Source organism: Streptomyces sp. NPDC014861 (assembly GCF_043081625.1).
In the GTDB taxonomy this organism is placed as follows: Bacteria; Actinomycetota; Actinomycetes; order Streptomycetales; family Streptomycetaceae; genus Streptomyces.
Genome location: NZ_JBIBWV010000001.1, coordinates 709760 through 733553, shown reverse-complemented (window position 1 = coordinate 733553; position 23794 = coordinate 709760). Strand labels below are relative to the sequence as shown.

16 protein-coding genes are annotated in these 23794 nt (G+C 71.9%); 6 read left to right on the top strand and 10 right to left on the bottom strand.

The window, feature by feature from the left end; genetic code table 11:
- Positions 1–44: 44 nt before the first annotated feature.
- From ACF1BN_RS03155 to ACF1BN_RS03115, 9 genes are all read right to left on the bottom strand, one after another.
- Positions 45–2549 carry an Hsp70 family protein gene (locus tag ACF1BN_RS03155; protein ID WP_392329841.1) on the bottom strand — a complete coding sequence of 835 codons (2505 nt, stop codon included), beginning with the start codon at positions 2547–2549 and terminating at the stop codon, positions 45–47.
- 102 nt (positions 2550–2651) lie between these two features.
- Positions 2652–3359: a nucleotide exchange factor GrpE gene (gene grpE / locus ACF1BN_RS03150; protein WP_392329840.1), complete on the bottom strand. Its 708-nt coding sequence runs from the start codon at positions 3357–3359 to the stop codon at positions 2652–2654.
- The gene (locus tag ACF1BN_RS03145) at positions 3356–3700 is read right to left on the bottom strand and encodes a hypothetical protein (RefSeq protein WP_392329839.1); all 345 of its coding nucleotides are present in this window, start codon (positions 3698–3700) and stop codon (positions 3356–3358) included. The genes grpE and ACF1BN_RS03145 overlap by 4 nt, the downstream gene beginning before the upstream one ends.
- A complete protein-coding gene (locus ACF1BN_RS03140; protein ID WP_392329838.1) occupies positions 3697–5709 on the bottom strand; it encodes a hypothetical protein in 2013 nt (670 codons plus the stop codon). The genes ACF1BN_RS03145 and ACF1BN_RS03140 overlap by 4 nt, the downstream gene beginning before the upstream one ends.
- Positions 5710–5843: 134 nt before the next feature.
- A complete protein-coding gene (gene xdhC, locus ACF1BN_RS03135) occupies positions 5844–6653 on the bottom strand; it encodes a xanthine dehydrogenase accessory protein XdhC (RefSeq protein ID WP_392329837.1) in 810 nt (269 codons plus the stop codon).
- Between the two features lies 1 nt (position 6654).
- Positions 6655–9042, bottom strand: coding sequence for a xanthine dehydrogenase molybdopterin binding subunit (gene xdhB, locus ACF1BN_RS03130; RefSeq protein WP_392329836.1), 2388 nt, complete (start codon positions 9040–9042; stop codon positions 6655–6657).
- Positions 9039–10544: a xanthine dehydrogenase small subunit gene (locus ACF1BN_RS03125; RefSeq protein ID WP_392329835.1), complete on the bottom strand. Its 1506-nt coding sequence runs from the start codon at positions 10542–10544 to the stop codon at positions 9039–9041. The genes xdhB and ACF1BN_RS03125 overlap by 4 nt, the downstream gene beginning before the upstream one ends.
- 460 nt (positions 10545–11004) lie before the next feature.
- Positions 11005–12534 carry a helix-turn-helix domain-containing protein gene (locus ACF1BN_RS03120; protein ID WP_376598986.1) on the bottom strand — a complete coding sequence of 510 codons (1530 nt, stop codon included), beginning with the start codon at positions 12532–12534 and terminating at the stop codon, positions 11005–11007.
- Positions 12535–12606: 72 nt separating this feature from the next.
- The gene (locus ACF1BN_RS03115; RefSeq protein ID WP_392329834.1) at positions 12607–12987 is read right to left on the bottom strand and encodes a VOC family protein; all 381 of its coding nucleotides are present in this window, start codon (positions 12985–12987) and stop codon (positions 12607–12609) included.
- A 549-nt stretch (positions 12988–13536) separates the two neighbouring features.
- Here ACF1BN_RS03115 and acnA point away from each other — a divergent pair.
- Positions 13537–16251 (top strand): aconitate hydratase AcnA, encoded by a 2715-nt coding sequence (gene acnA, locus ACF1BN_RS03110; RefSeq protein WP_392329833.1) that lies wholly within the window; start codon positions 13537–13539, stop codon positions 16249–16251.
- 82 nt (positions 16252–16333) lie between these two features.
- Here the strand turns inward: acnA and ACF1BN_RS03105 are convergent, their stop codons facing one another.
- The gene (locus ACF1BN_RS03105) at positions 16334–17287 is read right to left on the bottom strand and encodes an FG-GAP repeat domain-containing protein (protein WP_392329832.1); all 954 of its coding nucleotides are present in this window, start codon (positions 17285–17287) and stop codon (positions 16334–16336) included.
- 525 nt (positions 17288–17812) lie between these two features.
- Here ACF1BN_RS03105 and ngcE point away from each other — a divergent pair.
- The 5 genes from ngcE to ACF1BN_RS03080 all read left to right on the top strand — a co-directional run bounded on the left by ngcE (position 17813) and on the right by ACF1BN_RS03080 (position 23790).
- Positions 17813–19261, top strand: coding sequence for an N-acetylglucosamine/diacetylchitobiose ABC transporter substrate-binding protein (gene ngcE / locus ACF1BN_RS03100; RefSeq protein WP_392329831.1), 1449 nt, complete (start codon positions 17813–17815; stop codon positions 19259–19261).
- A gap of 102 nt (positions 19262–19363) precedes the next feature.
- The gene (locus ACF1BN_RS03095; protein WP_392329830.1) at positions 19364–20293 is read left to right on the top strand and encodes a carbohydrate ABC transporter permease; all 930 of its coding nucleotides are present in this window, start codon (positions 19364–19366) and stop codon (positions 20291–20293) included.
- On the top strand, positions 20293–21225 hold the full coding sequence (locus ACF1BN_RS03090) for a carbohydrate ABC transporter permease (RefSeq protein WP_392329829.1): 933 nt from the start codon (positions 20293–20295) through the stop codon (positions 21223–21225). Before ACF1BN_RS03095 ends, ACF1BN_RS03090 begins: the two co-directional genes overlap by 1 nt.
- 158 nt (positions 21226–21383) lie before the next feature.
- Positions 21384–22604, top strand: a complete 1221-nt coding sequence (locus ACF1BN_RS03085) for an ROK family protein (RefSeq protein ID WP_392329828.1) — start codon at positions 21384–21386, stop codon at positions 22602–22604.
- Between the two features lie 121 nt (positions 22605–22725).
- Positions 22726–23790, top strand: coding sequence for a sugar ABC transporter substrate-binding protein (locus tag ACF1BN_RS03080; RefSeq protein WP_392329827.1), 1065 nt, complete (start codon positions 22726–22728; stop codon positions 23788–23790).
- The last annotated feature ends 4 nt before the right edge of the window (positions 23791–23794 follow it).

Sequence of the window (23794 nt, the reverse complement as noted above, 5' to 3'; positions counted from 1 at the left end):
CCGGGGAGCGGGCGGCCGGCGACCCCGCGCCCCCGACGAGCGCCCTACCGCTGGGACGGCAGGACGCTCGTCGGCGTCGTGAGGTCCCGGTCCTCCGCGAACTGGCCGCGACCCTGCTCGCCGAGCCGGCCGAGGCGGACCAGCTGGGTGTCCTGGGCCGCGCGGTCACCGCGGGCCATGGCGCCGCGCAGCGCGTCCCGGGCGGCGAGGACCTCGGTGCGCAGGGTGGCCGGGTAGGAGTTCTGCTCGGCGAAGCGGATCGCGTAGAGCGCGGTGCGGACCGTCGGGTCGATGCCGGGCCACAGGGCCTCCACCCGCTCCGTGGCCTTCCGCATGGCGGGGATGTCCATGGCCTCGCGGGCGTCCTTCACCGCCTCGCCCGCGCTCCGCAGGTCCTCCAGGAGCGCGGCCGGCAGCAGCCCGCGCCCGCCCCGGGAGATGATCCGCGCCCCCGCCTGGGCGCTCCTGGCCCGGGTGCACAGGTCCAGGGTGTCGCGGGCGGTGTCGAGGAAGCCGTCGAGGGACCGGCTCACGGGCTCGCCCCGGCCGAGGGCCGCGAGGTCGTCCGTGATCTCGGTGAGCGCGTCGAGCTCGGCGTGGGTCAGCTCCTGCCGCCAGGTGTCCAGGAAGTCGGCGTAACCGGCCCGCAGTGCCGAGGCCTTCCGGCCGACGGAGGCGGAGACCATGCTGCGCCGCAGCGCCGCCCCCTGCTCCTCACCGCCGCCGATGCGGAACTTGAGCGCGATGGTCCGGTCGCCGTCGAGCCGTACGTACAGGGTCAGCGGCAGCTCGCCCCGCAGCCCTTCGGAGTGCTCGTGGAGGAAGCCGCCGCAGAAGTCGTTGCGCTGTGCGGAGCGCAGGTGCCGCCCCTCCCAGAGGTTGAACCGCACGGACGTGCCGCCGTCGCCGCGGATCGCGAGGTCCTCCACCCGGTGCCACTCGGTCGGGTACGGGGTGCCCCCGGGGAACAGCACCTTCACGGTGCCGTCCTGGAGCTCGATCCCGATGTGCTGGGCGGTGATCTGCTCGGGGAGCGCGGTGCCGAAATCGCTGCCGCAGTTCGAACAACCGCTCAGGCCGGGCGCGTTGACCATGCCGCAGCCCGGGCACTTCAGGCCGCCGGTGTCCAGGGGTGCGTCGCAGTCCCCGCACACCGTCGCGGTCGCCGGGTTGTCGTCCCGACCGCACTCCGGGCAGGTGACGAGCGTGACCGTCGGGGCGGCGGCGCGCAGCCCCGACAGGTCCGCGGCGCACACCGGGCAGGCGGTGGTGGACTCCGGGGCCGGTACGTGGCAGCCCGGGCAGTCGACCGTGGCCGCGCCCAGCAGCGGGGTGGCGCAGCCCGGACAGGCCTCGGAGTCCACGGGGATGCGCTCGACGGTGCAGACGGCCGACGGGCAGTCGAGCGCGTCGAGGAGACCGGCCTCCACGGCGGCGCCGTGGGCGACGGCCGTCATCGGGTCCACCGCGTCGGACACGGTCTCCGCGCCGAAGAGCTCCTGGAGCTCGCGCCGGACGGCCGGGACGAGGGTGGAGCCGCCGACCAGCAGGACCCGCTGGACGTCCTCGGGCATCGCGCTGTAGTCGGTGAGGACGGTCTCGACCGTCTCCCGCATCCGGCGCAGGTGGTCGCCGATGAGCTTCTCGAACTCGGCTCGCCGGACCGTCCCCGACCAGGAGCCGCCCTGCCGCCCGAGCGGCGAGAGGACCACCTCGGAGGCGTCCTGCCCGGACAGTTCGATCTTCGTCCGCTCGGCCGCGCCGCGGATCCGGAAGGCGTCGCCGTCCCCGTCGTGGTCCCGTCCCGCGAACCGCTCCCGCAGGTGCCCGTCGAGCAGCGCGTCGAAGTCGGCGCCGCCGAGGAGGTTGTCCCCGCCGAGCCCCGCCACCGAGAAGTGGCCGGGACCCAGCGTCAGGAGCGACACGTCGAAGGTGCCGCCGCCCAGGTCGAAGACGAGCACCGTGGCGTACTCCTTGAGCCCGTCCTCGCCCGTCCGCACCCCGAACGCGTGCGCGGCGGCGGTCGGTTCCTGCACGATCCGCGCCACGTGGAAACCGGCGAGCCGGCCGGCCTCGCGCACCGCCGCGAACTGCGGCTCGGCGAAGTATGCCGGCACGGTGATCACCGCGCGCCGGAACGACACTCCCGCCGCGTCCTCGGCGTCCTTCCTGAGCCTCCGCAGCAGCACGGCCGAGACCTGCACGGGGGAGAGCCAGTGCGCCCCGAGCCGGACCTGCACCCCGCCGTCGGGGCCCTCCCGGACCGGCGGAGCGTCGGCGGGCCGGGTCTTCAGCGCCTTCTGGACGAGCTCGTCGTCCCAGCGCCGCCCGATCAGCCGCTTCACCTCCGTGATCACCGAACCGGGCTCGCCGGAACGCCAGTTGAGTGCCTCCTGGCCGACGAGCAGGGTGCCGAGGGGGTCGACGCCGACGGCCGACGGGGTCGCCTGCCCGCCGTCGCGGTTGCGCAGGACGACGGGGACGCCGTCACGCATCCAGGCCGCGACGGAGTTGGTGGTGCCGAGATCGATGCCGAGGGTCCGGTGCATGAGGGGTGCTTCCTGATCGTCGGGGCGGAGGCGGAGGCGGAGGCGGGGCGAGGGCAGGGGTGGAGGAGGGGGTGCGGCCGGAGGCTCGGGAGGGTGTACGGGTCAGCCGGCGCGGCGGGGCCGGCGGGCCCGCCGTACCGACGGCTTGCGCAGGAGCCGCCGCTGCGCCCGGGTGGTGCGCCGCGGCTGCTCCCGTACCGATGTGGACGCGGCGCCGGGAGCGTCGTCGCCGCCGGGAGCCGCTTCGGTGTCTGGGGCGGTGTCGGCCTCGGTGCCGGGAGCCGGATCGGTCACGGCGTCGGGTACGCGTGCGTGGTCGGGTACGGGCTCCGGCGCGGGACCCGGCACCGAGACGACCACCTGCGCCGGCCGCAGCGTGGCGGAACCCAGCCGGAAGCCGGTGACCGTCTCCCGCAGCACGGTGCCGTCCGGGCGGCCCGGGTGGGGCTCCGTACCGACGACGCGCATCTCCGCCGGGTCGAGCGCCCGGCCCACGACGTCCATCGGGGTGACGTCGTGCCGCTCGAACTCGACCCGCAGCATCTGGTGGGCCGCCCCGATCTGCTCGCCCAGCGCGAGGGCCGCCGAGGCCGTCTCCCGGGCGGACCGCGCCTCGTGCAGCACACCGGCCCGGAGCCGGGTGTCGGCCAGGACGTCGTCGAGCGAGAGCAGCGAGCCCAGCAGGGCCTGGAGCCGGGCCTCGGCCTCGTCGCGCTTCTCGGACAGGGCGGCGACCCTGCGGCGCAGCTTGTCGAGCTCGGACGGCGGGCCGCCGCCGGCGTCGGCGGGGAGGGGACCAGGACCGGTCACGGACGCTCCTCGGAGTCGGAGTCGGGGTCGGGGTCGGAGTGGGGATCAAGGTCGGGGTCGGGGTGGGGATCGGGGCGCGGCAGGGGCGGGGTGAGCATCTCGGCGACGAGCGCGGCGACGGGCGTGCGCGAGTTCTGGTTGGCCCGGTGGACCAGGGCGTGCCGGACCGGGTCCACCCGGGCCGCGGCGGCCGACAGCTCCGGCGCGGCCCGTCTGCGGAGATCCACGGGCCGGGTCCCGAGCGGAGCGTCGGGCAGGAGCTCGTGGAGCGTGGGGCCGAACCAGGGGAGCGGCGGCGGCTCGGCACCGGTGCTGTCGTCGTCGTTCACGTTCACGTTCACCAGAGGGTGTCCCGTCCCGCGTCGCTGCCGGAGCCGTTACCGGTACCGGCGTCGTGGGAGCCGGTACCCGCACCGGAGCCGGAGCCGGGACCGCCGGGGCGGCTGCCCGGGGGCCGCTGCCGGAAGACGAGCGCCCCCGCCGGCTTCCCCGCGCGGACCGCCTCCGCGCACGCGCGGTCGTGCGCCGCCCCCGCCGCGTCGCCGGCCTCCTCGCGGGCCCCCGCGCGGCACCGGTACGCGAGCTGCACGATCCGGTCGAGGGCGGGGTCGGCGCCGGTCCGTATCCGGCCCCGGAGGAACAGCCCGACGATGTCCGACCAGGCCGCCTCCGCCTGGAGGTAGAGGGCGAGGTGGTGCACCGCCTCGTCGGCCCGCTCGACGAGCCGCTCCGAGGGCGGGCCCGGGATGGCCGCCGCCGCGGCCAGCAGCTCGGCCCGGCGCTCCGCGTCGGCGCGGCGGGCCAGGAGGACCCCGCGGTCCCGGGCGGCGGCGATCTCCAGGGCGACCCGCCGCTCCAGCTCGACGCGGCGCCCCCGCTCCGTGCCGCGTCCCGTGAGCGGCAGCGGTATCCCCGTGCCGACGTCCCCGGCCGCTTCGACGAGCAGGGCCCTGAGCCGGTCGTCGACGCGGTCCGCGTCGTACGCCCCCACCGCGTTCTCCTGGTGCAGCAGCGCGCGGACCGCCCCCCGCGCCTCGTCCGTGCGCCCGCGCACGGCGGCCGTCACGGCGTGCTCCGCGTAGTGGTTCTCCAGCCACCGCCGGGCCGCGGCGTCGCCCGGATGGCGGCCGAGCAGCCCCCGCACCTCGTCGGCGCTGATCGGATCCCCCCGGTACGCACCCCGGTCCGCCCGCTCCAGGTCCGCCCGCACCTGCTCGTCGAGGCCCGCGAGGGCGGCCGGGTCGCCCGGGGTCACGGCCAGGGCGCGCGCGTAGCGCCTCCGGCTCTCCCCGGGGTCGGTGTCGGAGGTCCGCCGGGCCTGGCGGACCAGCTCGGCGGTCAGTTCGGCGGCGAGGTGTCCGTCCTGCGGCAGGAGGACGAGGGCCTGTTCGAGGCCGTCGATGCGGACCAGGGGGGAGTAGTCGCGCCCGGTACGGCTCCGGCCGACGTTCCTCCCCGCCCGCAGGACGTCCGCCCGCTCGTCGGTCACGAGGGTGTGCCCGAGCCGCACCGCCGCGCCGAAGTCGGCCAGCGCCTCGGCCCACGCACCGGCCCGCACCCGGTCCCCGCCCCGGTCCGTGAGCGCCCGCCGCAGGAACGGCGCGCACGCCCGGTGCTCGGCGGAGTCCCCCGTCCAGGCGCCGACCTCGGGGTGGCGGGCGGTCCACACCGCGAGGAGGTCGGCGCCGCGCCCGTGGTGGGCGAGCTGCCGGGCGGCCTCCTCCAGGGAGACCAGGGCGTGCGGCCCGGCGTCCGTGGGCACGTCGTCGACGAAGACGGCGCCGACCTGGCACTCCGCCTCCCACGCCGTGTGCCAGGCGGAGAGGGCGTCCCTCCCGGCCCGCGCGTCCTGCGCGCGCAGCAGATCCGCGACCCGTCCCCGCAGTTGGGCCAGCCCCTGCTCCCAGAGCTCGTCGGGGACCGGCGCGCCCCGCCGCTCGCCGAGCAGGTCGCGGAAGCCGCCCAGGTCCTCCTCCTCCAGGAGGTAGGCCCACAGCACGATCACGACCGCCGCCGTGCCCGCGTCGGTGTGCCGCCCCTCGCGGGCCAGTTCGCGCAGGGCGCTCACCGCGAGGTGGTGGACGATCCCGGTCTCCGCCCCGTAGGGCGCGTCCGGGCACCGCCGTACCGTCTCCCGCCAGTTTCCGGCCCGCGCGGCCAGCGCGCCGAGGAGCACGTCGTACCGCACCCTGGCCGGATCCGCCTCGGGCACCCCGAACTCGCCCCGGAGCCGCTGCAACAGCGGTCGCACGATGTCGAACTCGGCCCGCAGAAAAGCCTCCGCGGCGGCGTCCAGCAGGGATTCCGCCGTGGCGGCCCGCCCCGCTCCCCCGTCCCGCTCCACCCGCACGCGCGTCGCCCCCTCGCTCCCCCGGCGCAGCAGGAACCACGGTAGGGAGGCGGGTGGGAGAGGTCAACGAACGCCTTGCGGAGAGGCCGACGTTGGCGCGATCTCGTCTTGGAGGGGGCGGGACCGGGGCGCCTTCAGCGACCGTCCCGCTCGAAGGCGCGGAGCAGGTCCGCCGCGATGCTCACGGCGATCGTGGCGGGTTCCTTGCCGGTGATCTCACGGATGCCGACCGGGGTCTTGATCCGTTCGACGGCGGTGCTGTCATGCCCGCCCTCGGTGGTCAGACGATGCCGGAACCGGGACCACTTGACGGCCGAGCCGATCAACCCGATCGAGCCCAGACCGTCGGTGCGGAGCGCGGCGTCGCACAGGGCGGCGTCCTCGGCGTGGTCATGAGTCATGATCAGGACGTGGGATCCGGGCGGGAGTTCCGCCAGCACCTCCTCGGGCAGGAGCGGTGTGTGGTGCACGTGGACCTGTGCCACCGCGTCCGCGAGGACTCCGAGCCGCGCGTCGGTGAGCATGTCGGGCCGGCTGTCGACCAGATGCAGGTCGAGGTCGTGGCGGGCCAGGATGCGGGCCAGTTCGAGACCGACGTGCCCGACGCCGAAGACCGCGACCGCCTCGACCACCGGCAGCGGTTCGAGCAGGACCGAGACGGCGCCGCCGCAGCACTGCACCCCGTGCGGGCCGGTGACCTTGTCGTTCAGGGCGAACTCGATGAGTTCCGGCTCCGCTCCCGGCACGCCGTTCAGCTCGCGCGAGCGGTCGATCGCCACGGCCTCGATGTTGCCGCCGCCGATCGAACCCCAGGTCTCGGTCAGGCCCACGACGAGCTTGGCGCCGGCCCGCCGGGGCGCGTGGCCGCGCACGGTCGCGACGGTCACCAGCACGCCGGGTTCCCGGCGTGCCCGCAACCGCGCGACCGCGGAGACCCAGGTCATGTCAGGCATGGCTCAGGGCGCCGGTGTCGAGGGGGCTCCCGTCGCCGCGCCGCACACCGCCCGCGCGGGCGGCCTCGATCGCCCAGTACACCGCCTCCGGGGTGGCGGGGGAGGCGAGTTCCACGCTGACGCCGTCCGGTCCGAACGCGGCGGCGGCCTGGCGCAGGGCCTCCCGTACCGAGAACGCGAGCATCAGCGGAGGCTCGCCCACCGCCTTGGAGCCGTAGACCGCGCCCTCCTCGGTGGCCCGCTCCATCAGCCGGACGTGGAACTCCTCGGGCATCTCCGAGAAGCTCGGCAGCTTGTACGTGCTCGCCGCCTGCGTCAGCAGCCGGCCCCGGTGCGGTCCCTCTCCGGTGTCCCAGCGCAGGTCCTCCAGCGTGAGCCAGCCCGCGCCCTGTACGAATCCGCCCTCGACCTGGCCGATGTCGATCAGCGGGGAGAGGCTGTCGCCGACGTCGTGCACGATGTCGACCCGCCGGATGCGGTACGCGCCGGTGAAGCCGTCCACCTCCACCTCGGTCGCGGCCACGCCGTAGGAGAAGTACTTGAACGGCGAGCCCCGGAACGTCTTCGCGTCCCAGTGCAGACCCTCGGTCCGGTAGAAGCCGGCCGCCGACAGCTGGACCCGCTGGAAGTACGCGGTGCGCACCAGCTCGTCCCAGGCCAGCTCCTGCTCGCCGCCCAGGACGCGGGCGACGCCGTCCACGATCCGCACGTCCGCGGCGCTCGCCCCCAGCCGGGTCGCGGCGACCTGGAGCAGCCGCTCGCGCAACTGCTCGCAGGCGTTCTTCACCGCCCCGCCGTTGAGGTCCGCGCCGGCGCTCGCCGCGGTGGCGGAGGTGTTGGGGACCTTGTCGGTACGGGTCGGGGCCAGCCGCACCTTGTGCAGCGGGATGCCCAGGGTGGTCGCGGCCACCTGGAGCATCTTGGTGTGCAGGCCCTGGCCCATCTCGGTGCCGCCGTGGTTGATCAGGACCGAGCCGTCCTTGTAGATCAGCACCAGTGCGCCGCCCTGGTTGAAGGCGGTGAGGTTGAACGAGATCCCGAACTTGATCCCGGTGACCGCGAGCGCCCGCCTGGTGTGCGGGTGGGCGGTGTTGAAGGCCGCGATCTCGCGCTGCCGGTCGGCGACGCCGGCGTCGTCCTGGACCTGCCGCCAGAGGGCGGAGATCCGTTCGGCCTGGGTGACGGGCTGGCCGTACGGGGTGGTCTGGCCCTGGCCCGGCCGGTAGAAGTTCCGCTCCCGCAGTTCCATCGGGTCCAGGCCGAGCAGGGGCGCGCACCGGCCGAGGATGTCCTCGATCACCAGCATGCCCTGGGGGCCGCCGAAGCCGCGGAAGGCGGTGTTGGACACCTTGTGGGTGCGGGCGACCCGGCCGGCGACGCGCGCGTGGGGGATCCAGTACGTGTTGTCGATGTGGCAGAGCGCGCGGGCGACCACCGGTTCGGACAGGTCCAGGCTCCAGCCGCCGTCGGCGGTCAGGGTCGCGTCCAGGGCCTGGATGCGGCCCTGGGCGTCGAAGCCGATCCTCCACTCGGCGTGGAAGCCGTGGCGCTTGCCGGACATGGTCAGGTCCTGGGTCCGGTTGAGCCGGACCCGGACCGGCCTGCCGGTCAGCCGGGCGCCGAGCGCGGCGACGGCCGCGAAGCCGTGCGGCTGCATCTCCTTGCCGCCGAAGCCGCCGCCCATGCGCAGGCACTGCACGGTGACCTCGTGGCTGTGCAGCCCGAGCACGTGCGCGACGATCTCCTGCGTCTCCGAGGGATGCTGGGTGCTGCTCTGCACGAACAGCTGGCCGTTCTCGTCGACGAGCGCCAGGGCGGCGTGCGTCTCCAGGTAGAAGTGCTCCTGGTCGGAGAAGGTGAACGTGCCGGTGAACACGTGGGCGGAGTCGGCGAATCCGGCGTCGACGTCACCGGTGGTCATCACGGGGCGGGCGCCGTGGAAGCTCTCGGCCGCGATGGCGTCCCGCAGCGAGATCAGGGAAGGCAGCTCGTCGATCTCCACCTCGACGGCCGCGGCGCCGAGCCTGGCCGCCTCCAGGGTCTCGCCCAGCACCCACGCGACCGCGTGGCCGTGGAACATGACCTCGTCGGGGAAGAGCGGCTCGTCGTGCTTCATGCCGGCGTCGTTGACCCCGGGCACGTCCGCCCCGGTGAGCACGCGGACCACACCGGGCACGGCGAGCGCGGCGGCGGTGCGCAGCGCGGTGATCCGGCCGTGCGCCGTCATGGCCTGGACCGGGTAGGCGTGCAGGACGTCCTTGGTGCGGTGGACCAGGTCGTCGGTGTACAGCGCGGCCCCGGTGACGTGCAGGCCGGCGCTCTCGTGCGGCAGCGGGAGGCCGACGACGGGCTTGTGGGGGCGTTCGGACAGGTGACTCATGACGACACCGCCTCGGTGGTCTGGGCGTACAGCTTCGGCAGGCTCCGGCCGAGCATCGCGGCGCGGTACGCGGCGCTGGCGCGGTGGTCGTCCATCGGCGTCCCCTGGGCGGAGAGCACCTCGGCCGCCGCCTCGACGGTCCGCGCCGTCCACGGCCGGCCCTCCAGGGCCGCCTCGGCGGCCAGGGCGCGGATCGGGGTCGCGGCGACGCCTCCGAGGCCGATGCGCGCCGTCCGGACGACGCCGTCCCGGATGTCGAGGGCGAAGGCGACGGCCACGCTGGAGATGTCGTCGAAGCGCCGCTTGGCGATCTTGTGGAAGGCCGTGACCGGCGCCAGGGGCAGCGGGACGCGGACCGAGCGGATCAGCTCGCCGGGGCGGCGCACGCTCTGCCGGTACCCGGTGAAGTAGTCGGCCAGCGGCACCACGCGCTCGCCATCGGCGCCGGCGAGCACCACCGACGCCTCCAGGGCCAGCAGCACCGGCGGGCTGTCGCCGATGGGGGAGCCCGTGCCCAGATTGCCGCCCAGGGTGGCGCTGTTGCGGATGAGCCGGGAGGCGAACTGCGGGAACAGCCCGGCGAGCAGCGGGACCCGGCCGTCGAGGCGCCGCTCGATCTCGGTGAGGGTGAGCCCCGCACCGATCTCGATGTGGTCCGACGCGACGCGCAGCTCCCGCAGTTCGGGCAGGCGGTCGACCGCGATCACGCAGGCCGCCCGGCGGGACCGGATGTTCACCTCGACGCCCCAGTCGGTGCCGCCGGCGACCACCACCGCGTCGGGCCGCTCCCGCAGCGCGCGCAGTGCCCCGTCGAGCGTGTCCGGCCGCAGGAAGGTGCTGCCGTCGCGGGTGTACGAGGTGGCCACCGGCGCGGGCGGCGCCTGATCGCGGCGCAGCGCCAACCGGTCGTCCTCGGCGGGCGATCCGACGGCGTACGCGGCGTCGCGGATCGGGCGGTAGCCGGTGCAGCGGCAGAGGTTCCCGCTGAGGGCGTGCAGGTCGAAGCCGTTGGGCCCGTGCTCGGGGTCCCCGGCCGGAGGGTTCCCGGCCGGAGGGTCCATGGCCGGCGGGTTCCCGGCGGGCGGGTGCGCGGTCGCGCAGCGCTCGGGCCGGTAGTACTCGGCCGCCATGCTGCAGACGAAGCCGGGTGTGCAGTAGCCGCACTGGGAGCCGCCGCGGACGGCCATCTCCTCCTGTACGGGGTGCAGCACGGGCGGCGCGCCGTCCTCGCCGCCGCCGGCGAGGCCCTCGGAGGTGACGACCTCCTGCCCGTCGAGCGCCGCGACCGGCACCAGGCACGCGTTGACCGCCACCCAGTCCGTGGGCCTGGTCACCCCGGGCCTGGCCACGAGCACGGAACACGCCCCGCACTCGCCCTCGGCGCAGCCTTCCTTGGTACCGGTGAGCCCGCGCTCGCGCAGGAAGTCCAGCGCCGTGGTGTGGGGCGCGGCCGGTTCGATCGGCGTCTCTTTCCCATTGACCGTGATCCGTGGCGTCACCATGTCGGTCCCTCGTCTCGGAGCACGGTGGTTGTGATCGTCGCAGTCGCCATGTGCAGGAGCTTTCTCTTTCGGTGGCGCAGCTCGGGAAACCGGCGGTGCGCGGGCGCGCGAGAGGCGCCGGCGGCCGGTGAAGAAGAAAACGAAAGACCCCGGGGCCGGGATTCGGCACACCGGAGAAGGGACGGCCGCGTCAGCAGCCGTGCGCGACACGACCCGGGGTCCAGGCGGTCTCGTGAGCGAGGCGGGGCGTCGCGGAGAGGATGGACATCATCCGGACTTCGCCTCCTTTCAGAACTCTCACCGACCAGTGCGCGCTCGAAGCTACGTCGCCGCAGGTCCCGCGGTCAAGAGCCTTCGCGGACACGCCGGGGGAGACGACGACACCCCTCCCGCCCGGCGGGTGCGCGGGGCGGGAGGGGTGCGGCGGTGCTGTTCCGCGAGGTGTCGCGGAGGGTCTCGGTCAGATGTCGCGGAAGATCTCGATCTGCGCGCCGATCGAGTTCAGCCGCTCGGCCAGGTCCTCGTAACCGCGGTTGATGACATAGACGTTGCGCAGGACGGAGGTGCCTTCGGCGGCCATCATGGCGAGGAGGACGACCACGGCGGGGCGGAGGGCGGGCGGGCACATCATCTCGGCGGCGCGCCAGCGGGTGGGGCCCTCGACCAGGACGCGGTGGGGGTCGAGGAGCTGGAGGCGGCCGCCGAGGCGGTTGAGGTCGGTGAGGTAGATGGCGCGGTTGTCGTAGACCCAGTCGTGGATGAGGGTCTGGCCCTGGGCGGTGGCCGCGATCGCCGCGAAGAAGGGGACGTTGTCGATGTTGAGGCCCGGGAAGGGCATCGGGTGGATCTTGTCGATCGGCGCCTCCAGCTTGGAGGGGCGGACCGTCAGGTCGACGAGGCGGGTGCGGCCGTTGTCGGCGGCGTACTCGGCGGAGCGGTCGTGGTCGAGGCCCATCTCCTCCAGGACCGCCAGCTCGATCTCCAGGAACTCGATCGGGACGCGGCGGATGGTCAGTTCGGACTCGGTGACGACGGCGGCGGCGAGGAGGCTCATCGCCTCGACCGGGTCCTCGGAGGGGGAGTAGTCGACGTCGACGTCGATCTCCGGGACGCCGTGGACGGTGAGGGTGGTGGTGCCGACGCCGTCGACCCGTACGCCGAGGGCCTCCAGGAAGAAGCAGAGGTCCTGGACCATGTAGTTGGAGGAGGCGTTGCGGATGACCGTCACGCCGTCGTGGCGGGCGGCGGCGAGCAGCGCGTTCTCGGTCACGGTGTCGCCGCGCTCGGTCAGCACGATCGGGCGGTCCGGGGCCACCGCCTTCTCGACCTGCGCGTGGTAGAGGCCCTCGGTGGCGGTGATGTCCAGACCGAAGCGGCGCAGCGCGATCATGTGCGGCTCGATCGTGCGCGTGCCGAGGTCGCAGCCGCCGGCGTAGGGCAGCCGGAAGCGGTCCAGGCGGTGCAGCAGCGGGCCGAGGAACATGATGATGGAGCGGGTGCGGATGGCGGCCTCGGCGTCGATGGCCTCCATGTCCAGCTCGGCGGGCGGGACGATCTCCAGGTCCACGCCGTCGTTGATCCAGCGGGTGCGGACGCCGATGGAGTTCAGCACCTCCAGGAGGCGGAAGACCTCCTCGATCCGCGCCACCCGGCGCAGCACCGTGCGGCCCTTGTTGAGGAGGGTGGCGCAGAGCAGGGCGACGCAGGCGTTCTTGCTGGTCTTGACGTCGATGGAGCCGGAGAGCCGGCGGCGGCCGACGACGCGGAGGTGCATGGGTCCGGCGTAGCCGAGGGAGACGATCTCGCTGTCGAGCGCCTCGCCGATGCGGGCGATCATCTCAAGGCTGATGTTCTGGTTGCCGCGCTCGATGCGATTGACGGCGCTCTGGCTGGTGGCCAGGGCTTCGGCGAGCTGCGTCTGGGTCCAGCCGCGATGCTGCCGCGCGTCACGGATGAGCTTGCCGATGCGTACGAGGTAGTCGTCTGCCATGGCGTCACGTTATCTCAGATATGAGATGCGTTGATCACTGGGGTAGGCCGAACGGGTGAGGTGTCGCTACGTTTACGCCCTTGCGCCCGGTTCGGGGCGTTCCGGGAGGTCGAGCGCCGTGGGGTGGCGCGGCTCGTACAGCGGCAGTTCCGTGCCGCTCGGCAGTCGTACCGCCGCGAGCAGTCCCCAGCCCTGGTCGCTGATGGCCCGTGAGATCTCCGCGCCCTTGTCCTCCAGTGCGGTGAGGGTGCGGGTGAGGTCCTCGCACATCAGGTAGAGCTCGTGCTTCGGCTCGTCCTCCGTCGGATGGACCGCGACCTCGGCCGGCGGCAGCCGGAACACCAGCCAGCCCCGCCCCGCGTCCACGTGCGGAAAGCCGGCGACGTCCCGGAGGAAGGCGCGGTCGGCCTCCGCGTCCGGGGTGTACAGGATGACGTGCGCGCCAGTGAACATGCCCCGATCCTCGGCCCGCCCCGGGCCCCCGGCAACGCGTGCGCCGCCGGACGAGTGGGCCGGCGCGGCGCCGGGCAGGCGGGTACGTACCCGCCTGCCCGGCCGCCGGGCGGGGGGCGGGGGGCCCCCCCCGCGCGCCCCGCCCGGGGCGCCGGCGCCCCCGCCCGTCGCCGGGGGCCCCCGGCGGGCCCGGGCCCGGGTCCGCGGCCCGGCCGGGGCCCCCGGCCACGCGGGCGCCGCCCGCCGCCTGGCCCGGCCCGCCGCCGCGCCGGCGGCCCCGGCCCCCCCGGCCCGGCGCCGGGCGGACGGGTACGCACCCGCGCGCGGCGCGCGCGGGTCGCGGGCGCCACGGCAGATCGCGGGGCGCCCGGGCATGACCGACGGCCGGGGATGCACTAGAGTTATCTCGACATCGAGATAACTGCTTACGGCGCACTACGGCCGCCTGAACGGTAAGGGCTACCTAACTTAGCCTTACCTTAGCGGATCGGCGAGGAGCCGTGGCGGCAGCATGACGGTAGTACGCGCACATTGATGAAGGAGACTGTCGTGTCGGCGAACAGCTTCGACGCCCGCAGCACGCTGCGCGTGGGCGACGAGTCGTACGAGATCTTCAAGCTGGACAAGGTCGAGGGCTCCGCGCGCCTCCCTTACAGCCTGAAGGTCCTCCTGGAGAACCTGCTCCGCACCGAGGACGGCGCGAACATCACCGCCGACCACATCCGGGCGCTCGGCAACTGGGACTCGCAGGCCCAGCCGAGCCAGGAGATCCAGTTCACGCCGGCGCGCGTGATCATGCAGGACTTCACCGGTGTGCCCTGTGTCGTCGACCTCGCCACCATGCGCGAGGCCGTCGCGGCGCTCGGCGGCGACCCGGCGAAGATCAACCCCCTCTCCCCGGCCGAGATGGTCATCGACCACTCCGTCATCGCCGACAAGTTCGGCACCAACGACGCGTTCGCGCAGAACGTCGAGCTGGAGTACGGCCGCAACAAGGAGCGCTACCAGTTCCTGCGCTGGGGCCAGACCGCCTTCGACGACTTCAAGGTCGTCCCCCCGGGCACCGGCATCGTCCACCAGGTGAACATCGAGCACCTGGCCCGCACCGTCATGGTCCGCAACGGCCAGGCGTACCCCGACACCCTCGTCGGCACCGACTCCCACACCACCATGGTCAACGGCCTCGGTGTGCTCGGCTGGGGCGTCGGCGGCATCGAGGCCGAGGCCGCCATGCTCGGCCAGCCGGTCTCCATGCTGATCCCGCGCGTCGTCGGCTTCAAGCTGACCGGCGAGCTGCCCACCGGCACCACCGCCACCGACCTCGTGCTGACCATCACCGAGATGCTGCGCAAGCACGGCGTCGTCGGCAAGTTCGTCGAGTTCTACGGCGAGGGCGTCGCCGCCACCTCGCTGGCGAACCGCGCCACCATCGGCAACATGTCGCCGGAGTTCGGCTCCACCGCCGCGGTCTTCCCGATCGACGACGAGACCCTGAACTACCTCAAGCTCACCGGCCGCTCCGCGCAGCAGGTCGCGCTCGTCGAGGCGTACGCCAAGGAGCAGGGCCTCTGGCTGGACCCGAAGGCCGAGCCCGACTTCTCCGAGAAGCTGGAGCTCGACCTCTCCACGGTCGTCCCGTCGATCGCCGGCCCGAAGCGCCCGCAGGACCGCATCATCCTCGCGAACGCCGCCCAGCAGTTCGCCCAGGACGTGCGCAACTACGTCGACTCGGTCGACGAGGCGGGCCAGGAGTCCTTCCCGGCCTCCGACGCCCCGGCCGTCTCCAGCGCGGTCCCGTCGAACCCGGTCGTGGTCACCGCCCCCGACGGCTCGACCTACACCCTCGACCACGGTGCGGTGACGGTCGCGGCCATCACCTCCTGCACCAACACGTCGAACCCGTACGTCATGGTCGCCGCCGCGCTCGTCGCGAAGAAGGCCGTGGAGAAGGGCCTGACCCGCAAGCCGTGGGTCAAGACCACCCTCGCCCCGGGCTCGAAGGTCGTCACCGACTACTTCGACAAGGCGGGCCTCACCCCGTACCTCGACAAGGTCGGCTTCAACCTCGTCGGCTACGGCTGCACCACCTGCATCGGCAACTCCGGCCCGCTGCCGGAGGAGGTCTCCAAGGCGGTCAACGACCACGACCTCGCCGTGACCTCGGTCCTCTCGGGCAACCGCAACTTCGAGGGCCGCATCAACCCCGACGTCAAGATGAACTACCTGGCCTCCCCGCCGCTGGTCGTCGCGTACGCCATCGCGGGCTCCATGAAGGTGGACATCACCACGGAGGCGCTCGGCACCGACACCGAGGGCAACCCGGTCTTCCTCAAGGACATCTGGCCCTCCGAGGCCGAGGTGAACGACGTCGTCGCGCACGCGATCGGCGAGGACATGTTCGCCAAGTCCTACCAGGACGTCTTCGCCGGCGACGCCCAGTGGCAGGCGCTGTCGATCCCGACCGGCAACACCTTCGAGTGGGACACCGAGTCCACCTACGTCCGCAAGCCCCCGTACTTCGAGGGCATGACGATGGAGACCACCCCGGTCACCGACATCACGGGCGCCCGCGTGCTCGCGAAGCTCGGCGACTCGGTCACCACCGACCACATCTCCCCGGCCGGCGCCATCAAGGCCGACACCCCGGCCGGCAAGTACCTCACCGAGCACGGTGTGGAGCGTCGTGACTTCAACTCCTACGGCTCGCGCCGAGGCAACCACGAGGTCATGATCCGCGGCACCTTCGCCAACATCCGCCTGCGCAACCAGATCGCGCCGGGCACCGAGGGCGGCTACACCCGCGACTTCACCGTCGAGGGCGCGCCGGTGTCGTTCATCTACGACGCCTCGCAGAACTACCAGGCCGCCGGCACCCCGCTGGTCATCCTGGGCGGCAAGGAGTACGGCTCCGGCTCGTCCCGCGACTGGGCCGCCAAGGGCACCGCGCTCCTCGGCGTCAAGGCCGTCATCACCGAGTCGTACGAGCGCATCCACCGCTCGAACCTCATCGGCATGGGCGTCCTCCCGCTCCAGTTCCCGGCCGGCCAGTCGGCCGACTCGCTCGGCCTGACCGGCGAGGAGACCTTCTCCATCGCGGGCATCACCGAGCTGAACGAGGGCACCACCCCGAGCACGGTGAAGGTCACCACCGACACCGGTGTCGAGTTCGACGCGGTCGTCCGCATCGACACCCCCGGCGAGGCGGACTACTACCGCAACGGCGGCATCATGCAGTACGTGCTCCGCAACCTGATCCGCGGCTGAACACCCCGCTGATCCGGTGGCAAGCGGGAAGGGCCCCGCTCCTCGTCACGAGGAGCGGGGCCCTTCCGTGTCACCGGGGTGATCAGAACATCATGCGGAAGCCGTTCCAGCCCGACGTGCCGATCTTGCTGCGGGTGGTGTACGGCGAGGACGAGCTGCCCTTGCCCTTGTACAGCCACAGCGCGCCGGCGCCGTCGCGGGCGACGAGGTCCGCGCGGCCGTCACCGGTCAGGTCGCCGGGGGAGAACAGGTAGTTGTACGTGTTCCACCCGGAGCCGACGCGGATACGGGACGAGAAGGGCGCGCGGTAGTTGCCGGTGCCCTTGTACAGCCACAGGGTGCCGCCGCTGTCACGGGCCACGATGTCGGCGCGGCCGTCGCCGGTCACGTCGCCCTTGCCCGCGATCTGGTTGTAGGCGTTCCAGCCGGAGCCCACGCGGTAGCGCTGGGTCAGGGAGGCGTTGCCGTTGCCCAGGTAGTGCCAGAGGACACCGGCGCTGTCGCGGGCCAGGACGTCGTCCGGGGCGCCGCCGCCGGTGTTGCCGGCCGACACGACCTTGTTGTAGATGTTCCAGCCGCCGCCGAGGTCGCGGACCGGGCCGTCGCTCGCGTAGTGCAGGCGGCCGCCGGTGGTGATGCCGTACCAGCCGTCGGAGTGGTACCAGTCGCCCTCCAGGCGGCCGTCCGTGTCCGCCTGGTTCATGTGCTTGTAGTTCACCCAGCCGGTGCCGGACTTGCCGGCGATGCGCTGGATGGCGTCACCGGGGACGGGCGTGTAGCCGATGACGTCACCGTTGCTGTGCACGCCGTACAGGTTGTTGAGCGCCGCCGGAGCGGCCGCGGCGGCCGCTCCGGCCGCCGAGGCGGCACCCGCGGAGGGCGCGAGGCCGCCCGCCTGCTGCGCCGGCTTGAACGTCGGGCCGACCGGCTCCGCCGCCACCGCGGCCGTCGTGGTGCCCACCAGGGCGGCGGTCACCGCGGCGACCGTGACACGGGCGAGGACACCCGTGCGGTTCAGGCCAGAAGTCTTGGCCACGTAAATCTCCAGATCCATATTGAGAACGGGACAGTACGGACAGCCACCGAACTCGGCCCGGTTCGGCGGGATTTCCCCCGTTTCCGCCCACCCGGCGGCGAGTCCGTACATGACAGGAAGACGGTGTCGGTGCCCGGGCGGTTCCGGTCATCCGGAACTTCCTTCGGGAGGCGTCCCGTTCGCCGGATTTCGAATGGACCATTCACTTTGTGAAGGCGGGCCGGAGGGGTGCACTCCGACATGGCCGGGCAGGCTTCCGCGGGAAGCTCCCGGGAAAACCCCGAGGTCTCAACTCGGGAAAGATGCCTGACGAATGCTGCTTTCGATCTTGCTCCGGTCGAGGGAAGTGGACTATACCTGTCGGCGTCCAGCCCGTCGGATTCTTCCGGCGACGGCCCGACGCCTGCACGACCCAGCTGCACCTGCTGCAAATGACCGCGGTGGCGGGGCCCTTCGCCGGTGGCGAGACGAAGTACGGGCGACCGGTACACCGCCTGAGTCCTGAATGAAGGCGAGGACTTGAGCATGGGATCCACCTCCGCCCACTCGAACGAGGGCGGCCTCGGCCGTCGTGATCTGATCAAGCGTTCCGCCGCTCTCGGTCTGGTCTCCGTCCCGGCCATGGGCTTTCTCTCCGCCTGCGCCAGCGGTGGCGGCGAGAGCAACGACAAGGTCGAGAAGGGCGTCAAGTCCGACAAGAACCCGCTCGCGGTGAACGAGTCGGCCGAGCTCGACTTCGTTCTCTTCGACGGCGGTTTCGGCCAGCAGTACGCGAAGGACGCGATCAAGCTCTACGAGCAGGCCTACCCGAAGGCCAAAGTCAAGTTCACCCCGACCCAGAAGATCACCACCGCGCTCCAGCCCCGCTTCAACGGCGGCACCCCGCCGGACCTCATCGACAACTCCGGTGCCGAGCAGATGGACATGGGCGTCCTCGTCGGGCAGAAGCAGCTGACCGACCTGACCCCGCTCCTGGACGCGCCCTCCGTCGACGACCCGAGCAAGAAGGTCCGCGACACCCTGCGCCCGGGCATCGTCGAGATGGGCCAGTTCGACGGCGAGCCCTGCTGGATGATCAACTACGCCTACACGGTCTACGGCGTGTGGTACTCGCAGAAGGCGCTCGACTCGCTCGACGCCGAGTACCCCGAGACCTGGGACCAGATGCTGGCCGTCTGCGAGAAGGCCAAGAAGAAGAACATCGCGCCCTGGACGTACGCGGGCAAGCACCCGTACTACCTCCCCTTCTCGCTCTACCCGATGATCGGCAAGGTCGGCGGCCGCGAGGTCCTCGACGCCATCGACAACCTGGAGCCGAAGGCCTGGGAGCACCCCGCGGTCAAGGCGTGTTTCGAGGCGTACTACGAGCTCTTCAAGAAGGGCTACATCCTCCAGGGCACCACCGGCCTCGACCACATCCAGTCGCAGACCGCCTGGACCGAGGGCAAGGCGCTGTTCCTCCCCAACGGCTCCTGGGTCGAGAACGAGGCCGCGCCGACGATGCCGGACGACTTCGGCCTCGCCGTCTCCGCGCCGACCGGCCTCGACTCCTCCGACAAGATGCCGTTCGGCACCATCTGGGCGGCCGGCGGCGAGCCCTTCATCGTCCCGGCGAAGGCGAAGAACCCCGAGGGCGCCATGGAGCAGCTGCGCATCATGCTCAGCGAGGCGTCCTCCAAGAACTTCACCCAGTCCGTGAAGTCGCTCAGCGCGCTCAACGGCGGCACCGACGGCATCGAGCTCTCCCCGGGCCTCAAGTCCGGTGTCGCGGCCCTGGAGAAGGCCGGCGCCAACGTGGTCAACCCGCGGCTCCAGGACTGGTACGTGGCCCTCCAGAAGGAGAAGATCGGCGTCGCCGGCATCGGCGAGATGATGGCCGGCCGCGCCACCCCGGTCGAGACGATCAAGAAGATCCAGAAGTTCGCCGACGAGGCGGCCAAGGACCCGAACATCAAGCACTACAAGCACCAGTGAGCAGTGCCGGGGCCCCTTCCCGCCGACCGGGAGCGGGCCCCGGCCCCTCGGCGCGCGGCGCCGCGGCGCGCGTCCTTCGCCGGAGATCGGGGTCGGTTCGGAATGCAGCACGGCAAGTACCGTTTCATCGTGGGGTTCCTGGCCGCACCCCTGGCGCTGTACGCGCTCTTCGTCATCTGGCCGTTCATCCAGTCCATCTACTACTCGCTCACGGACTGGACGGGACTGAGTCCCGAATTCGGGTTCGTCGGGTTCGCCAACTACACCAGGCTGTTCGAGGACGAGATCTTCTGGAAATCGCTCCAGCACAGCCTGACCTTCGCCGTCGTGCTTCCGCTGGTGACGGTCGGATTCGCCCTCTTCCTGGCGTTCATGCTGAATGTGGGCGGAAAGCGGCGCAAGGGCGCGGCGATCGCGGGCGTCCGCGGATCCTCGTTCTACAAGATCGTCTATTTCTTCCCGCAGGTGCTGTCGATCGTCATCGTCGCGCTGCTCTTCCAGTTCGCCTACAACCCGAACAGCGGGGCGATCAATTCGTTCCTGAAGGCGATCGGACTCGGCAGTATCCAGCCGGACTGGCTCGGTGACCCGAACCTCGCCCTCATCTGCGTGATGGTGGTCCTCGTCTGGTCCACGGTCGGATTCTTCGTGGTGCTCTTCTCGGCCGGCATGGCGTCCATTCCGCGCGACTTCTACGAGGCCGCGCTGCTCGACGGCGCCAACCGCTTCACCACCTTCTTCAAGATCACCCTGCCGCTGCTCTGGGACACGGTGCAGTCGGGCTGGATCTACATGGGCATCCTCGCGCTCGGCGCGGAGTCCTTCGCGGTCGTGCAGATCATGACCGTCGGCCCCAGCGGCGGCGGGCCCGACTACTCGACCATCGTCATGCCGCTGTACGTGTACCAGAAGGCGTTCCGGGACGGTCAGGCCGCCTACGCCACGACCATCGGTGTCGCGCTCCTCCTCGTCACGCTCGCCTTCGCCGCGGTCGTGATGAAGCTGGGCCGGCGCGAGCGGCTGGAGTTCTGATGAAGACCACCGACACCCCGCCCACCGGGGACGCGCGGATCCCCGCCCCCCGCGCCGGTCAGGCCCCCGAGGTCCGGAAGGCGGCGGCCCCCGTGAAGGAGAAGCGCGAGGGCGGCGTCCTCAACGTCTTCTCGCACGGCGTCCTGATCATCTGGGCGATCATGGTGGTGATGCCGCTGCTCTGGGCGGTGATGACCTCCTTCAAGACCGACCGGGCGATCTTCACCTCGCCCTGGTCGCTGCCGGACGCGCTGCACTTCGAGAACTGGTCGCGCGCCTGGACCCAGGCGCACATGAGCGAGTACTTCCTGAACACGCTCGTGGTGGTCGGCGGCTCGCTCGTCGGCACCCTGCTGTTCGGCTCGATGGCGGCGTACGTGCTGGCCCGCTTCGAGTTCCCGGGGAACCGCTTCCTCTACTTCCTCTTCATCGGAGGGATGAGCTTCCCGATCATCCTGGCGCTGGTGCCGCTCTTCTACGTGATGCAGAACATGGCCCTGCTGAACACCCTGCACGGCCTGATCCTGGTCTACATCGCGTACTCGCTGCCCTTCACCGTCTTCTTCCTGACCGCCTTCTTCCGGACGCTGCCGACCTCCGTGGCGGAGGCGGCCTGCATCGACGGCGCCTCGCACACCCGCACGTTCTTCCAGGTCATGCTGCCGATGGCCCGGCCGGGCCTGATCAGCGTCGGCATCTTCAACTTCCTGGGGCAGTGGAACCAGTACCTGCTGCCGACGGTGCTCAACACCGACCCCGACAACAAGGTGCTCTCCCAGGGCCTGGTGCAGCTCGCGGTCAGCCAGGGCTACAAGGGCGACTGGTCCGGGCTCTTCGCCGGCCTCGTGATGGCGATGCTGCCGGTGCTCGCCGCGTACATCGTCTTCCAGCGGCAGGTGGTGGCCGGCCTTACGGCCGGAGCCGTGAAATAGCCTGAAAGCGCTCCCAAGCCCCCGCACGCCCGCGTGCGGGGGCTTTCGCGTGCCCGCCGCGCATCCCCCGCCCCTGCTCCGGGTCTTGACGGGAGCGAAGCCGAAAGCGTCCCCTTAGAGTTCACATGTTGGAGAAAACGGTGGGAGTGAAAGAGTCGATGGAGACTCCGGGGTCGCAGACGTCTCTGCACAGGGCCAATCTCGAGCGGGTCGTCCGGGCGGTCCGGATGGCCGGTTCGCTGACCCAGGCCGAGATCGCCCGGTCGACGGGGCTGTCCGCCGCGACGGTGTCGAACATCGTTCGGGAGCTGAAGGACGGCGGCACGGTCGATGTCACCCCCACCTCCGCGGGCGGCCGGCGGGCCCGCAGCGTCTCGCTCTCCGGTGACGCCGGCATCGTCATCGGCGTGGACTTCGGCCACACCCACCTGCGGGTCGCCGTGGGCAACCTCGCCCACCAGGTCCTCGCCGAGGAGGCCGAGCCGCTCGACGTGGACGCCTCCGCCGCGGAGGGCTTCGACCGGGCCGAGCAGCTGGTCAACCGGCTGATCGAGGCCACCGGCATCGGCCGCGACAAGGTGATCGGCGTCGGCCTCGGCGTCCCCGGCCCCATCGACGTCTCCTCCGGGACGCTCGGCTCGACGTCGATCCTGCCGGGCTGGAGCGGCATCAACCCGGCCGAGGAACTGTCGGCCCGCCTCGGGGTCCCGGTCCACGTCGACAACGACGCCAACCTCGGCGCGCTCGGCGAACTGGTGTGGGGGAGCGGCAGGGGCGTCAAGGACCTGGCGTACATCAAGGTGGCGAGCGGCGTGGGCGCCGGTCTCGTGATCGACGGGCGGGTCTACCGCGGGCCGGGCGGCACGGCCGGCGAGATCGGCCACATCACCCTCGACGAGTCGGGACCCGTCTGCCGCTGCGGCAACCGCGGCTGCCTGGAGACCTTCACCGCCGCCCGGTACGTGCTGCCGCTGCTCCAGCCGAGCCACGGAGCCGACCTCACCATGGAGCGGGTGGTGCAGCTGGCCCGCGAGGGCGACCCGGGCTGCCGGCGCGTCATCGCCGACGTCGGGCGCCACATCGGCAGCGGTGTCGCCAACCTTTGCAATCTCTTGAACCCGAGCCGGGTCGTGCTCGGCGGCGATCTCGCGGAGGCGGGCGAGCTGGTCCTCGCGCCCATCCGGGACTCGGTCGGCCGGTACGCCATCCCGAGCGCCGCACGCCAGCTCTCCCTTGCGCAGGGGGCCCTCGGGGGCCGTGCGGAGGTGCTGGGGGCGCTCGCGCTGGTGCTCAGCGAGATGGGCGACTCGACGCTGCTCAACGGGACAGAGAGCACATTTCCGGCGGCCGCTCCGGCCTCCGTTCCTGCCTTCACTTAGAGAACGCTAACCACCGTTGTCATCTCGTTAAGTTTTCACTTCTTGACGACGGTGTTGCGGCCGAGTTGACTTCGTGGCACCTCGGCCGCACCGTCGCGGCCTCGTCAGGGAGGCACCTCACATGAACGCAATGACCCGTCGCGTCGTCATAGGCACGGCCGCGGTCTCCATGGCCCTCACCCTCTCCGCCTGCGGCCAGGCCGGCGGCGACGAGAGCGGTGACAAGGGCAGCTCGACCAAGATCGGTCTCCTCCTGCCGGAGAACAAGACCGCGCGGTACGAGGCGCTGGACAAGCCGCAGTTCGAGAAGGCCGTCAAGGACGCCTGCGGCGACTGCGAGGTCGTGTACAACAACGCCGTCTCCGACGTCGTGAAGCAGAAGCAGCAGTTCGACCAGCTCATCGCCGACGGCGTGAAGGTCATCGCGCTCGGCTCGGTCGACGCCGCCAAGTCCGCCGGCTGGGTCAAGGAGGCGCAGGGCAAGGGCGTCAAGGTCGTCGCGTACGACCGCGCGATCGAGGGCGCGGACGCCTACGTCAGCCACGACAACAACAAGGTCGGCGAGCTCCAGGGCCAGGCCCTCCTCGCCGCGCTCGGCGGCAAGGCCGCCTCCGCCCAGATCGTCATGATCAACGGCGACGAGAAGGACCCGAACGCCGGTCTCTTCAAGAAGGGCGCCCACGCCGCCCTCGACGGCAAGGTCGGCAAGATCGCCTACGAGGCGTCCGGCGAGTGGGACCCGAAGGTCGCGGGCGAGAAGATGGCCGCCGCCATCTCCTCCGTCGGCAAGGACAAGATCGGCGCCGTCTACTCCGCCAACGACGGCATGGCGGGCGGCATCATCACCTCCTTGGAGAACGCCGGCATCAAGAACATCCCGGTCGGCGGCCAGGACGCCGAGGTCGCGGGCATCCAGCGGATCGTCGCCGGCACCCAGACCTTCACCATCTACAAGTCGCCGCTCCAGCTGGCCCCCGAGGCCGCCAAGTTCGCGGTCAACCTGCTCCAGGGCAAGGACCTCGGCGCCCAGGGCGAGACCGACGGCGTCAAGTCCACCCTCTTCGCCCCGGTGGTCGTCGACAAGGCCAACATCCAGTCCACGGTGATCAAGGACGGCATCTACGCCGCCGCCGACATCTGCTCCGCGGACCTCGCCGCCAAGTGCGCCGAGCTGGGCATCAAGTAAGCCC